The sequence below is a fragment of the Couchioplanes caeruleus genome, assembly GCF_023499255.1.
GTDB classification, from domain to species: domain Bacteria; phylum Actinomycetota; class Actinomycetes; order Mycobacteriales; family Micromonosporaceae; genus Actinoplanes; species Actinoplanes caeruleus_A.
This window is the reverse complement of record NZ_CP092183.1, coordinates 3,497,962-3,515,928: the sequence shown is the minus strand read 5'-3', so window position 1 is coordinate 3,515,928 and position 17,967 is coordinate 3,497,962. Positions and strand designations below refer to the sequence as shown.

The following is a 17,967-nucleotide window of genomic DNA, read 5'->3' as shown; positions in this document are numbered from 1 at the left end:
GTGCTATGGATAGTGTGCATCTCGGCTACCCGGGTTATCGATCCGCCGACGGGCCGAGCTTCTATCTGATTTCAGCCTCGCAGCGATCATCCGTACCCGGTCGGCCACCGCGGGGCGGTGAGTGCGGCGATCGGCGCGTCGGTCGGCTCCGGCCGGCGCAGGGCGGCGCGGACCGTCACCGGGCGCCGGTCGCGGGACAGCTCCATCGGCGCGCGCCCGATCAGGTAACTGCCGGGCAGGTCGTCCACGAGCGCGTCGGCGAGGCGCACCCCCACGGGCACGACCAGCACGAATGCCGCGTACGCGCCGGGGGCGGACGGCCAGGGCAGGGGCACCAGCGCCCGCCCGGTGGCCACGGTCCAGCAACCGCTGCCCGGGCAGACGCTCCCCTCGCCGGCCAGGCACCGGAAGATCAGCGAGCCGGGGCCGGGTGCCACCGACAGCGCCATCATCGGCGAGGGGCCGGGCTCGGCGGGGGGCAGCACCGGGCGGCTGCCCGCGCGCTCGCCGGCCAGGGCCCGGGCGAGTCCCCGGAACCGGGCCGGCGGGACGTCCACCAGACGGGTGAACTGCCGCGAGAACGTACCCGCGCTGCGGTAGCCGACGCGGGCGCCGACGTCCGCGACCGGCAGCGCCGAGTGCAGCAGGAGCCGCCGCGCCTCCGCCATCCGCAGCACCGCCAGGAAGCGGCCGGGGGTGAGCGCGGTCAGCTCACGGAAGATCTTGTGGAAGTGGTACGGGTCGAACATCGCCGCGCGTGCGAGCTCGGTCAGCGGCTGCGGTCGCGACAGGCCGGCGCGCATCGTGGCGACCGCGCGCACCACGGCGCCGATGTGCGCCGCGCGTGTCGGATCCGATCTCGCATCCCGGTATGCCGTCGCCATCCCCGTCCGTACGCCTCCCCCGTCGTCGTTCGGGCGTGCGCTGCCGAGTCTGCCCCGCCGGGCTTGACGAGTTCTTGACGTGCCCGCGAACGGGTCTTCGAGGTTGGCGTCCTGCCGCCGCGACCTTGCCGCGCGCCGGGGGCCCGCATTGAATCGGGCCAGCAGAGCCGAGCACCGTCGAGCACGGGGAGGCCGGCATGGGACGGACGGCCGACTGGCCGTACCTGGTGGCGCGGGCGGCGACGTGGACGGTCACCGGGACGCGGTGCCTGACCGCGGCGGGGCTGCGCAGCGCCGCCGCGCGCGCCGGCCGGGCCACCCCGGGCCGCACGCCGGCCGAGATCCTCACCGCCGGCCTGGTCCGGCTGGGCCCGAGCTTCGTCAAGGGCGGCCAGATCATGAGCAGCCGGGCGGATCTGCTGCCACCGTCCTGGTGTGCCCCGCTCGGGCGGCTGACCGACCGGATGGAGCCCATGCCGTTCCCGGCCGCCCGACGCGCGCTGGCGGCCGCGTACCCGCCGGGGCGCGACTGGCCGTTCGCCGCGCTGGACCGTACGCCGGTGGCCAGCGGCAGCATCGCCTGCGTCTACCGGGCACGGCTGCACGACGGGCGGGACGTGGCGGTGAAGGTACGCCGCCCCGGCATCGGCCGCCGGATGCGCGCGGACTTCCGGCTGCTGGCCCTCGGCGCGGACCTGGCCCAGCGGCTGCCGGGCCTGCGGGGCACGCCGATGCGCCGGATGGTCGAGCAGGTCGCGCCCGCGGTGCTGAACCAGCTCGATCTGCGCCGCGAGGCGTGGATGCTGGACCGGCTGCGCCGCAACCTCGACGGTCTCGTCCGCGTCCCCGCCCCGGTGCCGCCGGCGTGCGGCGACGGCGTGCTGGTGATGGAGTTCCTGGACGGGCTGGAACGCTTCGACCCCGGCGCGTTCGAGCCGGCCCGGCGCCGCACGATCGTGCGCAACGTGCTGCGGGCGATCTACCGCATGCTCTTCGCGGACGGCCTCGTGCACTGCGACCTGCACCCCGGCAACCTCTACCTGCGGCGCTCCGGCGAGGTCGTCATCGTCGACGCGGGCTTCGTCGTGGAGCTCACCCCCCGCGTACGCAAACAGTTCGCGCAGTTCTTCCTCCACATGGTCCTCGGCAACGGCGACGCCTGCGCGGACGTGGTGCTCGCCAGCGCCGCGCCCGTTCCCCCGCACAGCGACCTGGACGGCTTCCGGCGCGGGATCCGCGACCTCATCGCCTCGACGCACCGGCGCCGGGCGGGCCAGTTCCGCCTCGCATCGTTCGCCAACCGGCTGTTCACCCTGCAGCGCACCCACGGGATCACCGCGGCGCCGGAGTTCGTGTTCCCCCTGCTCTCGCTGCTGACCCTGGAGGGCATGGTCCTCGACCTGGACGTGGACGTCGACTTCCAGCGCGAGGCCGTGCCGACGCTGCTCAAGGCGCTGCAGATCAAGGAAAGTGCCGAGGAGGCGCGATGACTGTCCCATTCCGGCCGAACCGGCCGCCGGGCCCCGCGACGGCCGAGGCCTGGACGGACGCGGTCCTGCGCTCGATCGCCACGATGCGCGAACGCTTCGGCGACGACCTGCCCCTGCAGACCCTGGCGCAGGCGGCGCGGCTCAGCCCGTTCCACTTCCACCGGATCTTCCAGCGGGTGACCGACGCGACGCCGGCCCGGTTCCTCGCCGCGTGGCGGATGGCGGAGGCGAAGCGGATGCTGGCGTACGGCTCGGAGAGCGTCACCGACATCTGCATGCGCATCGGCTACACGAGCCTCGGCACCTTCACCTCGCAGTTCGCCCGGGTCGTGGGGGTGCCGCCCGGCCGCTTCCGCCGGGTCGTCGGTGACTGCGCGGACATCGCCCTGCACGAGGCGCTGGAGGCGTCGCCACGCCCGCCCGAGCCGGTCACGCCGCAGGTGACCGTCACCGTGACGGGCGGCCCCGACCGGGGCGCCCTGGTCGCCGTCGGCCTGTTCCCGTCGGGGATCCCGCAGGGGCGCCCCGCGGCGTGCGCGATCACCGAGCTGCCGGCGACCGTACGCCTCGGCGACCTGCCGGACGGCCTGTTCCATCCGATGGCGGTGTGCTTCGACGAGTCGGTGACGCTCGCGGACGCCATGATGGCCTCCGACCTGGACCACGGCTGCTACGTGGCCGCGGCGCCGGTGCCGGTGGAGATCGGCGGCCCGGCGGGCGATCCGCCCGAGGTGGAGCTGCGGCTGCGCCCGCGCCGCGACACGGACCCGCCGGTCATCCTCGCGCTGCCCCTGCTGATGGGCGCGGCCGCGGGCGGTCACCACCTGGCTGCGGGGAGCGCCGGCTCACCGGGCTCCGGCGTGCAGTCCTCGCACAGATAGACGGCCGGCGCGCCGGGATCCGCCGGCCGGACCAGCTGTCCCATCCCGGGTGCCACCGGCACGGGCCGCCCGGAGAGCCGCGCGCACAGCCGGTCGGCGCCGGTCACCTCGTAGACGAAGGCGACGCCCGGGGCCCGCTCCGGTACGGGCCCGTGCCGCGTCACCAGCAGGACCCACCCGGCGTCGTACGCGTCCAGCGTGGCCGCCGCGCGCCCCGGTTCCCCGCACGGCGACCGGCCGAGCAGGGCCAGCCCCAGCCCGGAGTAGTACAGCTCGCGGGAGGCCCGCCGGTCCGTCTCCGGGACCACCACGGCCAGCAGCGGCATGGGGTTCGGCCGGCCGGCGCCGTGGACCCGCCGCACGTCGCGGATGACGGGCCCGGCCGGGCCGGCGAGCGCCGCCGCCGAGGGCTCGTACAACCTCAGCCGGTGCCCTCCGGGGCCGTGCAGGCTCACGAGCGTGCCGAGGGCCTGCCGGTGGGGCGTACCCGGCGGCACGCCACGGCTGCGCAACGCGTGGCAGGCGCCGGGCAGGTCGTCGGTGAGGAAGACCAGGTCGCACGGCCCGGCCGCGCCTTCCCCGGGGCGCAGCCACAGCTCGACGCCCCCGGCGAGCAGGTGCGCCTCGCCCGGTGCCTCGCCGCCGCGGGGCAGCCCCAGCCGCCGTTCGTAGAACTCCGCGGCCGCGGCGACGTCCGGTACGGGCAGCACGATGCGGGCGAGGCGGGACGCGGACAGCATGGGCTTCTCCTCACGTGAGGCGGATCCGGCGGAACGCCTCGGCGAACTCGTAGCCGGGCTGCTTGCCGGCCAGGCGCATCCATTCGAGGACCCAGGCGGGCACCGCCGCACCGACCTGGCTGCGGTGGCAGCGGATCGCCGCCAGCTTCCGGTCCACGTGGGCGGTGGCGTCGACGTGGTGGTCCGGGCGTTCGTAGCCCGGGACCCAGACCTCGGCCGCCTGATGCGGCGGCGGGGCGTCCGGCACGTCGGGGAAGGCGCGCGCGTTCCCGGCGTCGGGGTAGAGGGCGGCCAGGGTGGCCTCGCCCACCGCGACGTGGTCGGGGTGTGACGCCTCCACCGGAAGGTTCAGCACCCGCCGGGGGTAGTGGGTGAGGACGAGCGTGGGGCGCTCGCGGCGTACGTGCAGGGCGATGTCGCGACGCAGGGCCAGATCGGGCTCGAGGCGGCCGTCACGCCGGCCGAGGAAGGCGACGGCCCGGACGCCGAGAACCGCGGCGGCGGCCCGTTGCTCGCGGGCCCTGACCTCGGCGGCGCCGCCCTGCGCGCCGTCGCTGCAGACCAGGTACGACACATCGGCGCCGGCGGCCACGAACGCCGCTATGGTCGCTCCGAAGTGGAACTCGGCGTCATCGGGGTGCGCGGTGACCACCAGCACGCGGCCCGCGGGTTCATCGGACATGGAACCGCCACGGCGTCCCGGGCACCCAGCAGGCACCGTCCACGTGGTCGAGCAGGCCGGCCAGGCGCGGGTCCGCGGGTAGCTCCGCCGGCTCCGTACGGACCACGGCAGCCGGGAGCCCCGCGGCGTCCAGTTCCGCGACGCGCTGCGCCGCCGGGCGTGCACCCAGCCGGTCGGCGATCGTCGCGGGATCCGCGTCCGGCGGCAGGCCGCAGAACCCGGCGAGATCGCGTACGGGTGTGTCGTCCGGCGCGACCACGAGATGACCGGCCGGCGTCGGGATCGGCTCCTGCAGCGGACCCCAGCGGCGGTGCGGTGCGCCGGCCAGCACGGTCGCCGCGCCGACGAGCGAGGTGCCGACCCGGCCACCGCGCCCGGTCCGTTCCCGCTCGTGCAGCGCCGCCAGGATCGCCTCGGCGACGAGCAGGCCACCCGTGACGTCCACGAGGGTCAGCCGCGACGGCACCGGCGGATCGCCGGGCGGGTGCAGCAGGGCTCCGGTCCCGGCGTACGCCTGCACGGTGAAGTCCCCGGCGATCGGCCCGGGCGCGTCCGGCACGCCGCCCCACCCCGACGCGTACGCGTAGACGGCCGCCGGGTTGAGCCGGGCGATGTCCGCGCTGTCCACGCCGAGCGCCTCGGCCCGGCCCGGCCGCCAGTTGTGCACGAACACGTCGGCCCCGGCGGCCAGCTCACGCAGGTCGTCCCGGCCGGGCGGCCGCTTGTAGTCGATCTCCACCACCCGCTTGCCGCGGTTGTACGCCAGATAGGCCGCCCCGACGGCACCGGCGAGCGGCGGGCTGTACCGGCCGAAGTCGCCGCCCGGCGGCTCCACCTTGACCACCTCCGCCCCGAGGTGGCGCAGCAGCAGTCCCGCGAGAGGGCCCTGCAGCCGGGACGTGGCCTCGACGACGCGCAGTCCCTGCAGCGGCGCGGCGATCGGTGGGCGCGGCCGCCCGTCCGCCGCCGCGGCGCCGGGATGTGGGGTGATCGTCCAGGGCGGGGCGACGGTCGCCGGCTCGCGTACGGCCACAGCCACCGCGCCGCACGCCTCGGCCGCCGCACGGACCTGCGCGAAGCTGTGCCGGCGTACGGCCTGGGAGAGGGCCGGCGGCAGCTCGCACCGTCCGGCGAGGTAGCGGTACACGAACGGCAGCCAGGCCGCGCCCACCTCGTCGGCCCGGTCCCGGCCCAGCCGGCGCCAGAACGCGACCCAGTCGTCGCCGGAGAGCACCTCGAGCTCCACGAGCACGCCGTCCGCGGTGGTGAACGGCGGCCCCGGCACACCCGCGGGCGCGTACGGGAAGGTTCCTCCGCCGGTGGCGATGGCCAGATGGTGGGTGAGGAACTGCAGCGCGCCGGCCGGGGCGGGCAGGCCGACGGCGGTGACCGGCAGGCCACGCCGGCGGGCGATCAGGGCGGCCAGCAGTCCCTGCCCGGCGAGCAGGCCGGTGGCCACCGTCGCGACGTCGATGCCCAGGCGTCGCGGTGCGCCGTGGTCCCGGCCGTGGACAGCCATCAGGCCGGTCAGCGCCTGCAGCACCGGCTCGGGCTCGGGGCGCGCCACGGACAGCTCCACCCGGCCGCGCTCGTCCTGCACCGCGAACCCCGGGCCCTGCGTGCGGACGCCCAGCAGCCGCAGGTGCTCCGGGACGGCCGCGAGCGGCCGAGGGACGCTCATCCGCGGACCAGCCGCTCGGTCGGCGCGGCCTCGACCGCAGCACGCAGCCACGGCAGGTCGACCTTGCCGATGGCCGTCCGCGGTATCTCGTCGAGCAGGCACAGCTCCTCCGGCAGCTTGAACGGCGCCAGCACGCCGGCGAGCGCGGCACGGACCCCGGCGAGGGTGGGGACGCGGCCGTCGGCGGGCCGTACGCACGCGCACACCGTCTCGCCGACCACGGGATCGGGCCGGCCCAGCACCGCCGCGTCGGCGACCTCCGGGCAGCGCAGCAGGGCCAGCTCGACCTCGGTGGGGTCGATCTTCAGCCCGCCGCGGTCGATCTGGTGCTTGATCCGCCCGTGGATGTAGAGGCGGCCCCGCTCGTCGAGGTGGCCGAGGTCGCCGGAGTAGTACCACTCGTCCGGCCGCGGTTCGGGCTGGCGCGGGGCCACGGCGTCGTCCCCGGACGTCCAGTAGCGGACCGGGAACACGCCGCGGGAGAACGCCACCTCGCCGACCTCACCGACGGGCAGCGGCGCGCGGTCCGGTCCCACGATCGTCACCGAGCCGGGCTCCGGGCGGCCCACCGAGCCGCGCAGGACGTCCTCTGGGTCGCTGGTGGCCACGCCGACGGCCTCGCTGGAGCCGTACATGATGGTCAGGTCGGCGCCGAACCGCTCCCAGACGGCGTTGACGAGTCCGGGCGGGAACCGCCCGGCCGTCCCGACCGCGAGCCGCACCGAGTCGACCCGGTGGCGCTCCCCCAGCCGGTCGAGCAGCATCGTGAAGTGCGCCGGGGCGCCGTTCAGCACGGTCACCCCCTCGTCGGTGACGGCCCGCAGCGCGTTCTCGGCCGAGAAGTGGTCGAGCAGCACGAGCCGGCCGCCGCCGAGCAGCCCGGCCAGCGCCATCATCATCCCGAAGCCGTGGCTGAGCGGGAGCTGCACGAGGTGCACGTCGTCGGGGCCGAAGCCCTGCCAGCGTGCCAGCCCCGGCCAGCGGCGGGCGAGGTTGCCGTGGAAGCCGACGGTCGCCTTCGGGGTGCCGGTGGTGCCGGAGGAGATGAAGACGACCGCGGGATCCGCGGGTGCGGGCCCGGCCCCGGGCGGCGGCAGCTCGGCGGGTGCGCCGTCGCCGTCCAGGCTCCACCGCGGATAGTCGTTTGGCATCAGGTGCTCGGTCACGGCGACGACGCGCAGGCCCGGTACCCGGCGCCGCACCTCGGCCGCCGTCCGGAACGGGTTCTGCCGGTCGCCGGACGGCTCGTACAGCAGCGCGGCGGCCCGGGTCTTCCCGGCGATGGCGGTGAGCTCGGCCCCGGTGCAACGATGGTCGGCAGCCACGTGCACGGCCCCGTACGACCAGGCGGCGGCCATCGCGACCAGGTGCTCGCAGCGGTTGCCGACGGCACACACGATCCGGTCGCCGGGCGCGATGCCGTACCACGCGTAGATGCCGGCGAGCCGGCGTGCCGCCCGGGCCATCGCCTCGTAGGTCAGCCGGTGGTGGGGACAGACCAGCGCTTCCCGGTCGGGCCGGCGCCGCCAGGCGGCGGAAAGGGCGTCGGCCAGCGTCGACGGCTGATCGGCATCCATGGGCAGCTCCCGCGATCGGCGTCCGCCCCAGCATCCGCCGGACCGGCCGCGGCGGTCTTCTCACGGCTTGCGGGACCCGGCGTCCCCGGCCGGCGGCGACACGGTCCGGGACCCGGCATTCCCGGCCGCCGGCGGGATGTTCTGGTTGAGCCGGAACACGTTGCCGGGGTCGTAGTGCGTCTTCAGCACGCGCAGCCGCTGCCAGGCCACCGGGTGGTACGCCTCGCGCACCCGCTCCGGGCCCTCGTCGCCCAGCTCGTTGACGTACGCGCCCGAGCAGTGCGGCCGTAGCCCCGCCCAGACCCGGTCGGCCCAGGCCACGTGGGCGGCGGCGGCTCCGGGCCGCTGCCAGACCGCGTCCACCGAGCAGCTGACGGCGGCACCCCGGTGCCCCACCGCGGTGTCGAGCTCCCCCACCCGGGCGACCGCGCCGCCCAGCGGAGAGATCATCACGATGGAGCCGGCCCCCGGTACGGCACAGCCGGGCGCGGTCAGCGCGTCGACGGCGGCGTCGGTCAGCTCGGGCAGGTAGCCGGAGCGGCCGTACACGAAGGACCCGAACCGGCCCGCCATGTCGTAGAGCCGCTGCAGGGACGTGTAGCGCATCGGGCCCAGCCGGCGCAGCAGCGGCTCGCCGAGCTCCCGCAGCGCAGCCAGATCGCGGCCCGCCCGTTCCACCGTGCCGAGGTGGCACACGGCGAGCGCGACCGCGGGCCGGCCGCGCAGCTCCGGCGGCACGAACGGCGCGGGCGGCAGGCGCAACAGGTTGCACTGGACGGAGAGATCGTCCGGGGCTCCGGCGAGGAAATCCCGGTACCAGCGCAGCACCCGGGCCGCCTGCTCCGCCGCGTAGAAGACCGCGCCACCGGTGACCACGGGTCCCACCGGATGCAGGCGGAACTCGAGCGAGGTGACCACGCCGAAGTTGCCGCCGCCGCCGCGCAACGCCCAGAACAGGCCGGGCTCGCAGTCCTCGGCCGCCCGCATCCCGGTGCCGTCCGCCGTCACCACGTCGGCCGCCAGCAGGTTGTCCGCGGCCAGGCCGTGCCGGCGCATGAGCCAGCCGAAGCCGCCACCGAGGGTCAGCCCGGCCACGCCGGTCGTCGAGATCCGCCCGCCCGTGGTGGCGAGCCCGGCCTCCTGCGTCCGCGCGTCGAGCTCGCCCCAGAGCACTCCCGGCTGCACGGAGGCGAGGCGCCGGCCGGGGTCCACGCGGACGTCGCGCAGGCCCGACAGGTCGACGGTGACACCGCCGTCGCTCACCGCCCGGCCGGTGACGTTGTGCCCCGTGCTGCGCACCGACAGCTCCAGCTCGTGGCGGGCCGCGTACCGGATCGCCGTCGCGACGTCCGCCGCGTCGGCGCAGCGCACCACCACCAGGGGCCGGCGCCCGCCCGCGCCGGCGTTCCAGAGCCGGCAGGCCTCGTCGTAGCCCTCGTCGCCGGCGCGCAGCACCGCGCCGTGCACGGCGCCGGCGAGGTCCCGGACGGCCGCGGTGGCGAGCTCCACCTCAGTACGTCTCGGCGAGGACCCGTCGCAGCACCTCGCCGCTGGGCAGGCGCAGGGACTCCGGCGACGGCTCGTACAGGAAGAAGACGTGCCCGGACGGGTCGACGAAGCGGGCCGTGGCGCCGATGCCGGAGCGCACCACGCCCTCGGGGAACTCGAGGCCCTTCTCCCGCAGGTTCTTGACGGTCACCTCGATGTCGGGCGCGTGCAGCACCACCGCCTTGCCGCCCATCTCGACGGGATTGACCGTACGCGGCGGGCACGGGTGATCGATGATCTCCTCCTCCTCGCGGACGGTCTCCAGCGAGTGGGTGGTGAGGATGATCCCGCCGGTGTCGTACTTGACCACGCCTTCCTCGTCCGCCGTGGACGCGCGGCTGCACGGCCCGCCCTCGAGGTCGCGGATCCCGAGGGTCTGCGAGTAGAGCGCGAACGCCTCGTCGGCGTCCCGGACGAACAGGAACAGGTAGATCAGCGGTTTGCCGTCGAGCGTGAAGCCGTCGTCGGCCGCGGCCGCCGGTGGGGCCGTGTTCTCGGCGCGACGGCGCGACAGCGCCCGCACGGCCTCGATCCGGTCACCGCTGGGCCAGGTCAGCGACTCCTCGGAGGTCTCGTACAGGGTGAACCAGTGCCCGTCGGGGTCGTAGAAGTCGGTGATGGCGCCGATCTCGTACCGGTGCGTCTCGGTGAAGGCGACGCCGCGCGCCTCCAGGGCGGCCCGGGCCCGGTCGACGTCGTCCACCAGGAAGACGATGTCGGTGGAGTGGTCGTGCTCGCCGGGCAGGGTGACGCCGAAGTCCGACGCCCGGTTCAGCGCGAGGATCACCTCTCCGGTGTCGTACTTGACGGACTGGGCGTCCTCCTCGAGGACCCGCAGGCCCAGGGTCCGCTCGAAGAAGTCGCGCGAGACGCCCATGTCGCGCACGTAGAGGAACAGGTAGACGACGCGGGGATCGGTGAGCACGGTGGGACTTCCCTTCTCGGGTGCGGTGAGGCACGGATCAGCGGTGCGCGGCGGCGCCCCCGCTGATGAGGTCGAGCACCTTGGCGGCGCTGCCCCAGGTGAGGCTCTCCGCCGACGGCTGGTAGAGGCAGAACGTGTGCCCGTCCGGGTCGCGGAACCGGGCGGTGCCGCCGATGTCGCTGAACCCCGACGGCGAGCTGAACCGCAGCCCGCGCGCCCGCAGCGCCCGCTCGGCGGCGACCACGTCGGCGGCGTAGAAGACGCCGAGGAAGGCGTTGTACCGGATCGGGCGCCCGTCGGGGGCGTGCTCGCCGTGGTACGTGACGAGGTCCAGCGAGCCCGTGCGGTAGCGGCAGCTCTTCTCGTCCTCCGCCACGAGGGTCAGGCCCAGCACGTCGCGGTAGAAGATCAGCGAGGCGGCCGGGTCGGTCACCGCGAACCGCAGCTCGCAGATGTCGGCCCGCAGCGCCGGATCGGCGGGGCGCTCGCCGGCGAACACGTAGTGGTGCCCGTCGGCGTCGGTGAACGCGACGCCCCGGCGGTCCACGACGGCGCGGTCGGCGACCCGGACGACGATGGTGACGCCGTCCGCGGCCTCGCCCCGGAACTTGCGCTCGGCGAAGAGGTTGACGGCCAGCAGGGTGCCGCCCGCGTCGTACTTGACCAGGCCGTGGTGCTCGTGCGGCGGGTGGAACTGGTTCTCCACCACGGCGAGGCCGAACTCGTCCTCGTACAGGCGGCGGTGCCGCGGGAGCGACGACACGTCGACGAACACGAACATCAGCGGCGAGCCGGCGAGGCCGTCCTGCTCGGTGATCATCCGGAACCTCCGAAGCGCGCGGGGTCGAGGGGGGCGAGCAGCGGGTCCGGCCGCCCGGTCGTCATCGTGGCGGCGAGCGCGCGGGCCGTCCCGAGCGCCGGCGGCAGCCCGTGGCCGCCGAAGCCGGCGATGACCCACTGCCGTGCGCCGCCCGGCAGCGCGCCGGCGAGCGGCCGGCCGTCGGCGGTCTGGTCCATGATCCCGGCCCAGCGGTCCGTGACCGTGTGGGGCGGGAAGCCGGGAAAGGTGGCGGCGAGGAAGGCCGACAGCGCCTGCTGGATCGCCGCGTTCACCCGCTCGGCGCGGGTACCCGTCTCGGCGGCGGGGTCGGCCGACCGGCACCCGCCGACGACCACGGTCCCGTCGTCCGTCTGTCGCCAGTAGACACTGCCGAAGTCGACGGCCATCGCGGGCGCGATCATCGGCGGCAGCGTCTCGGTCGCGAGGACCTGTCCCCGCACGGGAGTGATCACCTCTTTCAGGCCCGGGTGGAAGGTGCCGGTCTGCGCCGCGCACGCGTAGACCACGTGTGACGCCTCGACCGGTCCGCGCGCCGTGTGCACGCGCCAGCCGCGCCGGCGCCCCGGCACCACCTCCCGCACCGCGGTACGGGTCGCCACGCGGGCGCCCCGCCGGATCGCCGCGGCAGCCAGCCCGTGGACGAGCCGGACGGGGTGCACGACGTGGCCGTCGCGCGCCCAGCGGCCGCCCGCGTACCGGGGTGCGATCGGCATCCCGGCCTTCTTCTCGCACTCCGGCCGGTCCAGGGCCCGCAGCGGCGACGCGTCCGGCGAGCGGCGGGCCACCTCGGCGCGGACCTCGGCGAGGACGGCCGCCGAGGAGGAGAGCGCCAGGTGCCCCGTACGCCGGAACCCCGCGTCGATCCCCTCCTCGGCCAGCACCGACCGGACGAGCCCGGGCTGCTCGAGCGGGCGCGGCCCGGGCAGGAAGACCCCGGCGTTGCGGCCGCTCGCACCCCCGGCGAGCACGCGGCGTTCGGCCAGCAGCACCGCCCAGCCCGAGCGGGCCAGCCAGTAGGCCGTCGCGACGCCCGCCAGGCCGCCGCCGACCACGACCGCGTCCACCTCGGCCGGCAGCACGGCCGGCGCGGGGAACGGGTCGGGGCCGGCGGTCGCGAGCCACGGGGCCGGCACGATCCCCGGCGTCACATGACGCCGTCGGTGGCCCCGGCCACGACGGGCGCGACCTCGTTGCCGTCCATCCGGGCGCGCCACTCCTCCATCACCTCGAAGATGTCCGCGGGCGGGGTGTTCAGCACGTCGGCGAAGATCTCGTCATCCTTGGTCACCACGATGTCGAACGCGGTGAGCTCGCCCGGGGTGAGCGTGCCGACCCGCTCGCCGGTCGACTCGAGGACGAGCGCGACCGGGCCGGTGGGTGAGTGGAAGTGGGTGCCGACCGGCGGGTAGTGGTTGACCGTCGCCGGGCCGAAGATGAGCGGCCGGTCCGGGTCGGTGAGCACCGGGCCGAGGGCCGTGTGGATCTTCCAGGACACCCGCCAGATGGCCGTGCCGGGGAAGTCGGAGCCGTCGGCGCTGTTGGCCTTGACGATGCCGTCGTTCGGGCGGCTGAAGTTCTGCTCGACCCGGATCGGGCCGAGGGCGGCCTGGATGATCTCGCCGCCGTGCATGAGGATCTTCAGGTACATCTCGTTGCGGCCGTCGCCGTCGAGGTCCATCCGCGGGCTGCGGTGCATGAGCACGATGCCGTTCTTCACGCTCATCTGGTAGTTCTCGACGATGCCGTCGATGGTCAGCAGGCAGGAGCAGACGCCCTTGAGCAGCTCGACGCCCCCGATCGACGGGAAGTTGTGGTTGAAGCCGCGGACCGCCTGGGTGAAGGTCTCCTTGCCGCCCTCGGTCACCGACAGTGAGTTGATGCGCCCGGCAAGGGCGATGTAGTCGGGATCGGACTGGGCGGTCACCCGGTCCTGCACGGACCGCCAGCGGAACACCTCGACGACCTTGATGTTCTCGTGGCCGTTGCGGGCGCCGCGGAGGACCTCGATCGGGTAATCGCCGGCGTACCCGTGCTCGCGCAGCAGCGACCACTTGGCGCGCACGTTCTCCACCAGCTCGTCGACCGACGCGGGGTCAGCCTCGTAGGTCTCCATCTGCACGAGCGACTCATTGCGATAGACATTGACCGACATATTGATTTCCCCTTCTGGCCACCGCATTCTTCGCGGCCACGCGAAATGGCTCGTCAACAATTCTGACGGCGCCGGGGCGGCGGGCCTTCTCGTGATTTGCTCACCTGAGTGCCGATTCGCCGGCGCCGGCGCGGGCGAGCGGCTCGGGCTGCAGCAGGAAGAACGGGTGGCCGAACGGGTCCTCGAAACGCGCGAACAGGCCCGCGTCGTGCCCGGTCACGCCGGCGACGCCGACGCCGTTGGCCCGCAGCGCCGTGACCGTCGCCTCGATGTCGCCGACCTCGAACACGGGCGCGATCCCCTGCCCGTGCGCCGGCGTGAACACCCGCGGCGAGTACGGCCGCCCCAGGTCGTCGAAGACCATGGTGCGCTCGTGCATGTGGTGGGTGGACAGCAGCACACCGCCGCCGTCGTACTTGCCGATGCCCTCGATCTCGGCGTCGCAGTCCTGGTTGCAGCAGTGCACGCGTTCCAGCAGGGCGAGCCCGAGCGCGTCACGGTAGAAGCCGAGCGCCGCCATCTGGTCGTTCTCGAACATGAACAGGTAGATCAGCGGGTTGCCGGACAGGCCGGTGAGCTCCGGCGGTCCCTGCGCCGCAGCGGACGCCGGCCCGATGGCCCGGTCGGTGCCCCGGCCGCGGCGGCGCCACACCTCGCGGACCTTCGGCGCGCTCGGCCAGGTCAGCGACTCCGCCGACGGCTGGTAGAGCATCAGCCGGTGCCCGTTGGGGTCGTAGAAGTCGGTCACCAGCCCGACCTCGTAGCTGCGCCGCCGCTCGAAGGTCACGCCACGGGACTCCAGCGCGGCCCGCGTCGCCTCGAGGTCCTCGGTCAAGAACACCACGTCCGAGGAGTCGTCGCGGCGGCCGAAGAGGCGTACGCCGTGCCGCGCGGCCGGTTCGAGCCAGATCTCGAGGAGCCCGGCGTCGAGCCGTACCCGCTCCGGCGTGGTCTCCAGCACGGGAAGGCCGAGCCGCCGGTGGTAGTGGTCGGCGGACTCGGCCACGTCGTGCGCGTACATGATGAGCGAGGTGATCCGGGCGCCGGTGAGCATCGCAGCAGACCTCCGGGAACGGGCGGCCCGGTGTGCCCGGGACGCCCGGCGGGCCGTACCCCGCCATGCTCGCCGCGACCGGCGGCGGCCTCCTTCTCGTCCGTTGCTCTCTTGGCCGCCGTCAGAAGGCGGTGGGGTGGCTCGGCTCGTAGATCGCCAGATCGCCGCCGCCGGGCAGCTTGATCGACGACAGCCGTCCCCACCTCTGCTGGCTGACCGCGCCGAACTCGACGCCCTTCTCGCCGAGCTCGGCCATCGTGGCGTCCAGGTCGTCGCAGAGCAGGTAGAGCTCGTGGCCGCCGGGACCCTCGCTCGGGTGCACGGCCAGCTCGGTGGGCGGCAGCGCGAACACCAGCCAGCCGCCGCCGGCGTCGACCGAGCGCAGCTGCAGCACGTCGCTGAGGAACCTGCGGGTCTCGTCCGCCTTGTCGCTGTAGACGATGGCGTGGGCACCGGTGATCATGACTTCTCCTAACGGGACGATCTTCACGAATGCCGTACGTGGCAGAGCCGACGATAGCCCTCGTCACCCGGCCCGCGAGCCGACGGGTTCGATGCCCAGCTTGGCGAGCAGATCGCCGAAGTTGTCCGCCGCGTAGTGCTCGACGATCCGGCCGTCGCCGAAGGTCACCAGGTCGGTGCCGGCGTGCTCGATCGCCCGGCCGGTCGGTGGATGCCGCAGCAGCGGGCCGAGGTGGGTGCCGGTCATGGTCCACCGGAACGCCACGGTCTCGCCCTCGGCGGCCATCCTGTCGACGGTGTAGCGCAGGTCCGGGAAGGCCTTCCGGAGCGCCGTGATCTTCCGCTTGAGGTCGGTGCTCGTCTTCGGGGCGCCCGGTCCGCCCCCGGGATCCGGGTCGGCGCTCAGCAGCTCGTCGACGACCGTGAGATCGCCGGTGTTGAAGGCCTCCGTCATCCGGCGGACCAGATCCTTGTTGCGCTCCGCGGGCATCGCGCGCTCCCTCCCCGGCCGTACGGCTCGTTCGCAGCCGATCCAAGTGCGTGGCCGCGTCCGCGCCTACTCCCACCTTGCGAAAAGCGCGATGGCGGAAACAGCAAGGCACGAGCAGCCGCGCCGGGCCGGCGGGCACGAAGCTGGGTGGACGCTGACCGTACGAGCGCAAGGAGCAGTGATGGAGGAGTCCCCCGGCGCGGCGCTGAGCCGCATCCTGCTGGGTAACCGCGTTCAGCAGGCGGTGCACGTCGCGGCGAAGTTCCGCATCGCCGACCTGGTGGCCGACGGCCCGCGGACCGCGCCGGACCTCGCCGCCGCGGCCGGCCTGCACGCCGGGGCCCTGTACCGGCTGCTGCGGGTGCTGGCCGGGTACGGCGTCTTCGCCGAGGACGAGCAGGGGCGCTTCGGCCTCACCCCGATCGCCAACCTGCTGCGGACGGGCACCCGCGAGTCCAAGCACGCCTTCGCCCTGTGGTCCGGTCCTCCGAGCTACGAGCTGTTCGGCTCCCTGGACCACAGCGTGCGTACCGGCGAGCCCGCCTTCGACGAGCTGTTCGGCTGCGAGTTCTACGAGTACCTGACCCGCAACCCGGAGCACGGCGCGGTCTTCGACGAGTTCATGGCGCGTCAGAGCGCCCCGATGGGTCCGGTGCTCGCCGCCCGGGACCTGCCGGCGGGCGCCACCGTCGTGGACGTGGGCGGCGGCCGGGGCGAGCTCATCGCCGCGGTGCTCGCCGCGCACCCGGACGCCCGTGGCGTGCTGTACGACACCGAGCGCGCCCTGGAACGGGCGCCGGAAGTGCTGAGCCGGGCCGGGGTGTCCGACCGGTGCCGCACGGTGGCCGGCGACTACCTGGAGTCCGTGCCGGCCGGCGGCGACGTCTACCTGCTCAAGAGCATCGTGCACGGGTTCGCCGACGCGGAGGCCGCCTCGGTGCTGGCCAACTGCCGCAAGGCGATGGCGGCCGACGGTCGGGTGTGGATCGTCGAGTTCGTCCTGCCGCCCGGCAACATCCCCTCCCCCGGCAAGTTGATGGACCTGCTCATGCTGGTGGGCAGCCACGGCGGCCGGGAGCGCAGCGAGGCGGAGTTCCGGGAGCTCTGCGCCGACGCCGGGCTGGAGCTGACCGGCGTCGACGTGACCCGGTACGGCTATGGCGTCGTGGCGGCGCGGGCCGCGGGCTGAGCAACCCGGGACGCACGCACGCTCAGCCGCTCGAGCAGGCGCAGCTGCTCGTCCACCGGCGGCTGCAGGGGGTTGGTGAAGAGGACCTCGTCCACGCCCATCCCGGCGGCCCGGGGCAGGTCGTCCGCGATCTGCTCCGGTGACCCGCCGAGGAACGGCCGCCGCTCGTCCCACGCCTCGGCGGTCATCGGCGTGTTGGCGCGGACGGCGACGGTGAGCCGGCCGGGATCGCGCCCGGCGGCCGCGGCCGCGGCACGGAACCGCCCGATCGCCGACGCCAGCGCCTCCGGCGAGACCAGCATCGGGTTGAAGCCGTCCGCGATCCGGCCCGCGCGTTGCACGGCGGCCGGCGCGAAGCCACCGATGAGCACGGGCACGCCGCCCGGCCGGCACGGCTTGGGGTTCACCGCCGAGGGCGGGATCCGGTAGAAGTCGCCGTCGAAGCCCACCGGGTCCGGACCCCAGGCCGCGCGCAGCGCCGCCACGAACTCCTCGAACCCGCGGCCGCGGCGCCTCGGGGGCACGCCCGCGGCCGTGAACTCCTGCCGGATCCAGCCCTGCCCGAGCCCCGCGACGGCCCGTCCGCCGCTGAACCGGTCGAGCGTGGCGAGGCGCCGGGCGAGGGTCACGGGTACGTGGAACAGGGCGGTCAGCACGCTCGTACCGAGGCGGACCGTCCGCGTGTGCGCCGCCACGTACGCGAGCGTCTCCAACGGTTCGTACGTCGTGCGGTAGTGCTCGGGCAGCGGACGCGGCGGGCCACCGGGCTGCGGCACGTCGCCGAGCGGGCACAGCAGCCGCTCGTACGTCCACACCGAGGCGTACCCGAGGGCCTCCGCCTCGCGGGCGACCCGGACGATCGCGTCGGGACCGGCGTGCGGGCCGGAGGTGGGCAGCGTGACACCGAGGTCCATGCCTCGATCGTGGCAGTCACCGCGCCGCGCACCTTCTCGCCTGTTGCGCTGAATCCCGCTACGGTCGGGCGTGTGACGAAGGACGAGTTGCTGGCGCACTGCCTGGCGAAACCCGGGGCGTGGGTGGACCAGCCGTGGGAGGGCGACACGGTGGTCAAGGTCGGTCCGAAGATCTTCGCCTTCTTCGGCTCGGGCGGCGGCGCCGAGACCCACGGCAGCGTGGGCGTCAAGTGCGGGCCCAACCGGGACACCGCGGACGAGTGGCTGAAGCGCTACCCGCAGGACGCCTCGGTGATGGCCTACATCGGCCGGTCGGGGTGGAACGATCTGCGCTTCGGCGGGGCGATCCCGGACGACGAGGTGCTGGAGGCGGTCGACGAGTCGTACCGCCTGATCGTCTCGAAACTGCCCAAGAAGGACCGTCCGGCGTAGCCCGCAACCGGGGAGAAGACCGCGG

At 74.5% G+C, this 17,967-nt stretch carries 18 protein-coding genes; 4 read left to right on the top strand and 14 right to left on the bottom strand.

Translation table 11 applies throughout. The features are described from left to right. Positions 1-86: 86 nt before the first annotated feature. Complete coding sequence (locus COUCH_RS16265; protein WP_249612926.1) at positions 87-884, bottom strand: helix-turn-helix transcriptional regulator; 798 nt, start codon at positions 882-884, stop codon at positions 87-89. Between the two features lie 197 nt (positions 885-1,081). On the opposite strand from COUCH_RS16265, the gene COUCH_RS16260 reads away from it, so the two are divergent. Together COUCH_RS16260 and COUCH_RS16255 are read left to right on the top strand one after the other, a co-directional pair. Then, positions 1,082-2,374, top strand: coding sequence for an ABC1 kinase family protein (locus tag COUCH_RS16260; protein WP_249612925.1), 1,293 nt, complete (start codon positions 1,082-1,084; stop codon positions 2,372-2,374). Next, a complete protein-coding gene (locus COUCH_RS16255) occupies positions 2,371-3,255 on the top strand; it encodes a helix-turn-helix transcriptional regulator (RefSeq protein ID WP_249612924.1) in 885 nt (294 codons plus the stop codon). The genes COUCH_RS16260 and COUCH_RS16255 overlap by 4 nt, the downstream gene beginning before the upstream one ends. Here COUCH_RS16255 and COUCH_RS16250 read toward each other — a convergent pair. From COUCH_RS16250 to COUCH_RS16195, 12 genes are all read right to left on the bottom strand, one after another. Further along, on the bottom strand, positions 3,192-3,995 hold the full coding sequence (locus COUCH_RS16250) for a VOC family protein (RefSeq protein WP_249612923.1): 804 nt from the start codon (positions 3,993-3,995) through the stop codon (positions 3,192-3,194). The two genes, COUCH_RS16255 and COUCH_RS16250, sit on opposite strands and share 64 nt — an antisense overlap. 10 nt (positions 3,996-4,005) lie before the next feature. Beyond that, a complete protein-coding gene (locus COUCH_RS16245; RefSeq protein WP_249612922.1) occupies positions 4,006-4,677 on the bottom strand; it encodes a PIG-L deacetylase family protein in 672 nt (223 codons plus the stop codon). Further along, complete coding sequence (locus COUCH_RS16240) at positions 4,667-6,358, bottom strand: CoA transferase (RefSeq protein WP_249612921.1); 1,692 nt, start codon at positions 6,356-6,358, stop codon at positions 4,667-4,669. Before COUCH_RS16240 ends, COUCH_RS16245 begins: the two co-directional genes overlap by 11 nt. Next, positions 6,355-7,935, bottom strand: a complete 1,581-nt coding sequence (locus tag COUCH_RS16235; protein ID WP_249612920.1) for a class I adenylate-forming enzyme family protein — start codon at positions 7,933-7,935, stop codon at positions 6,355-6,357. The genes COUCH_RS16240 and COUCH_RS16235 overlap by 4 nt, the downstream gene beginning before the upstream one ends. A 60-nt stretch (positions 7,936-7,995) precedes the next feature. Beyond that, complete coding sequence (locus tag COUCH_RS16230; protein WP_249612919.1) at positions 7,996-9,444, bottom strand: FAD-binding oxidoreductase; 1,449 nt, start codon at positions 9,442-9,444, stop codon at positions 7,996-7,998. Between the two features lies 1 nt (position 9,445). After that, the gene (locus COUCH_RS16225; protein WP_249612918.1) at positions 9,446-10,408 is read right to left on the bottom strand and encodes a VOC family protein; all 963 of its coding nucleotides are present in this window, start codon (positions 10,406-10,408) and stop codon (positions 9,446-9,448) included. A 37-nt stretch (positions 10,409-10,445) separates the two neighbouring features. Then, on the bottom strand, positions 10,446-11,228 hold the full coding sequence (locus COUCH_RS16220; RefSeq protein ID WP_249612917.1) for a VOC family protein: 783 nt from the start codon (positions 11,226-11,228) through the stop codon (positions 10,446-10,448). Next, complete coding sequence (locus tag COUCH_RS16215) at positions 11,225-12,382, bottom strand: NAD(P)/FAD-dependent oxidoreductase (protein ID WP_249612916.1); 1,158 nt, start codon at positions 12,380-12,382, stop codon at positions 11,225-11,227. Before COUCH_RS16215 ends, COUCH_RS16220 begins: the two co-directional genes overlap by 4 nt. 11 nt (positions 12,383-12,393) lie before the next feature. Further along, complete coding sequence (locus COUCH_RS16210; protein ID WP_249612915.1) at positions 12,394-13,368, bottom strand: hypothetical protein; 975 nt, start codon at positions 13,366-13,368, stop codon at positions 12,394-12,396. Between the two features lie 133 nt (positions 13,369-13,501). Further along, positions 13,502-14,455 carry a VOC family protein gene (locus COUCH_RS16205; RefSeq protein WP_249612914.1) on the bottom strand — a complete coding sequence of 318 codons (954 nt, stop codon included), beginning with the start codon at positions 14,453-14,455 and terminating at the stop codon, positions 13,502-13,504. A gap of 121 nt (positions 14,456-14,576) precedes the next feature. Then, entirely contained in the window at positions 14,577-14,918 is a 342-nt protein-coding gene (locus COUCH_RS16200; RefSeq protein WP_249612913.1) for a VOC family protein, read from the bottom strand. Positions 14,919-14,981: 63 nt separating this feature from the next. Beyond that, complete coding sequence (locus tag COUCH_RS16195; RefSeq protein WP_249612912.1) at positions 14,982-15,407, bottom strand: ester cyclase; 426 nt, start codon at positions 15,405-15,407, stop codon at positions 14,982-14,984. 181 nt (positions 15,408-15,588) lie between these two features. Between COUCH_RS16195 and COUCH_RS16190 the strand changes: the two genes are divergently transcribed. After that, complete coding sequence (locus COUCH_RS16190; RefSeq protein ID WP_249612911.1) at positions 15,589-16,596, top strand: methyltransferase; 1,008 nt, start codon at positions 15,589-15,591, stop codon at positions 16,594-16,596. Here COUCH_RS16190 and COUCH_RS16185 read toward each other — a convergent pair. Next, positions 16,563-17,510 (bottom strand): TIGR03619 family F420-dependent LLM class oxidoreductase, encoded by a 948-nt coding sequence (locus COUCH_RS16185; RefSeq protein ID WP_249612910.1) that lies wholly within the window; start codon positions 17,508-17,510, stop codon positions 16,563-16,565. The genes COUCH_RS16190 and COUCH_RS16185 overlap by 34 nt on opposite strands. A 72-nt stretch (positions 17,511-17,582) precedes the next feature. On the opposite strand from COUCH_RS16185, the gene COUCH_RS16180 reads away from it, so the two are divergent. Then, positions 17,583-17,942 carry an MmcQ/YjbR family DNA-binding protein gene (locus COUCH_RS16180; protein WP_249612909.1) on the top strand — a complete coding sequence of 120 codons (360 nt, stop codon included), beginning with the start codon at positions 17,583-17,585 and terminating at the stop codon, positions 17,940-17,942. Positions 17,943-17,967: the final 25 nt, after the last annotated feature.

Bases quoted from the DNA above. Each gene is read 5' to 3' on its own strand.
- COUCH_RS16265 (WP_249612926.1), bottom strand. From the start codon at position 884: ATGGCGACGGCATACCGGGATGCGAGATCGGATCCGACACGCGCGGCG.
- COUCH_RS16260 (WP_249612925.1), top strand. From the start codon at position 1,082: ATGGGACGGACGGCCGACTGGCCGTACCTGGTGGCGCGGGCGGCGACG.
- COUCH_RS16255 (WP_249612924.1), top strand. From the start codon at position 2,371: ATGACTGTCCCATTCCGGCCGAACCGGCCGCCGGGCCCCGCGACGGCC.
- COUCH_RS16205 (WP_249612914.1), bottom strand. From the start codon at position 14,455: ATGCTCACCGGCGCCCGGATCACCTCGCTCATCATGTACGCGCACGAC.
- COUCH_RS16250 (WP_249612923.1), bottom strand. From the start codon at position 3,995: ATGCTGTCCGCGTCCCGCCTCGCCCGCATCGTGCTGCCCGTACCGGAC.
- COUCH_RS16190 (WP_249612911.1), top strand. From the start codon at position 15,589: ATGGAGGAGTCCCCCGGCGCGGCGCTGAGCCGCATCCTGCTGGGTAAC.
- COUCH_RS16220 (WP_249612917.1), bottom strand. From the start codon at position 11,228: ATGATCACCGAGCAGGACGGCCTCGCCGGCTCGCCGCTGATGTTCGTG.
- COUCH_RS16200 (WP_249612913.1), bottom strand. From the start codon at position 14,918: ATGATCACCGGTGCCCACGCCATCGTCTACAGCGACAAGGCGGACGAG.
- COUCH_RS16185 (WP_249612910.1), bottom strand. From the start codon at position 17,510: ATGGACCTCGGTGTCACGCTGCCCACCTCCGGCCCGCACGCCGGTCCC.
- COUCH_RS16245 (WP_249612922.1), bottom strand. From the start codon at position 4,677: ATGTCCGATGAACCCGCGGGCCGCGTGCTGGTGGTCACCGCGCACCCC.
- COUCH_RS16195 (WP_249612912.1), bottom strand. From the start codon at position 15,407: ATGCCCGCGGAGCGCAACAAGGATCTGGTCCGCCGGATGACGGAGGCC.
- COUCH_RS16235 (WP_249612920.1), bottom strand. From the start codon at position 7,935: ATGGATGCCGATCAGCCGTCGACGCTGGCCGACGCCCTTTCCGCCGCC.
- COUCH_RS16240 (WP_249612921.1), bottom strand. From the start codon at position 6,358: ATGAGCGTCCCTCGGCCGCTCGCGGCCGTCCCGGAGCACCTGCGGCTG.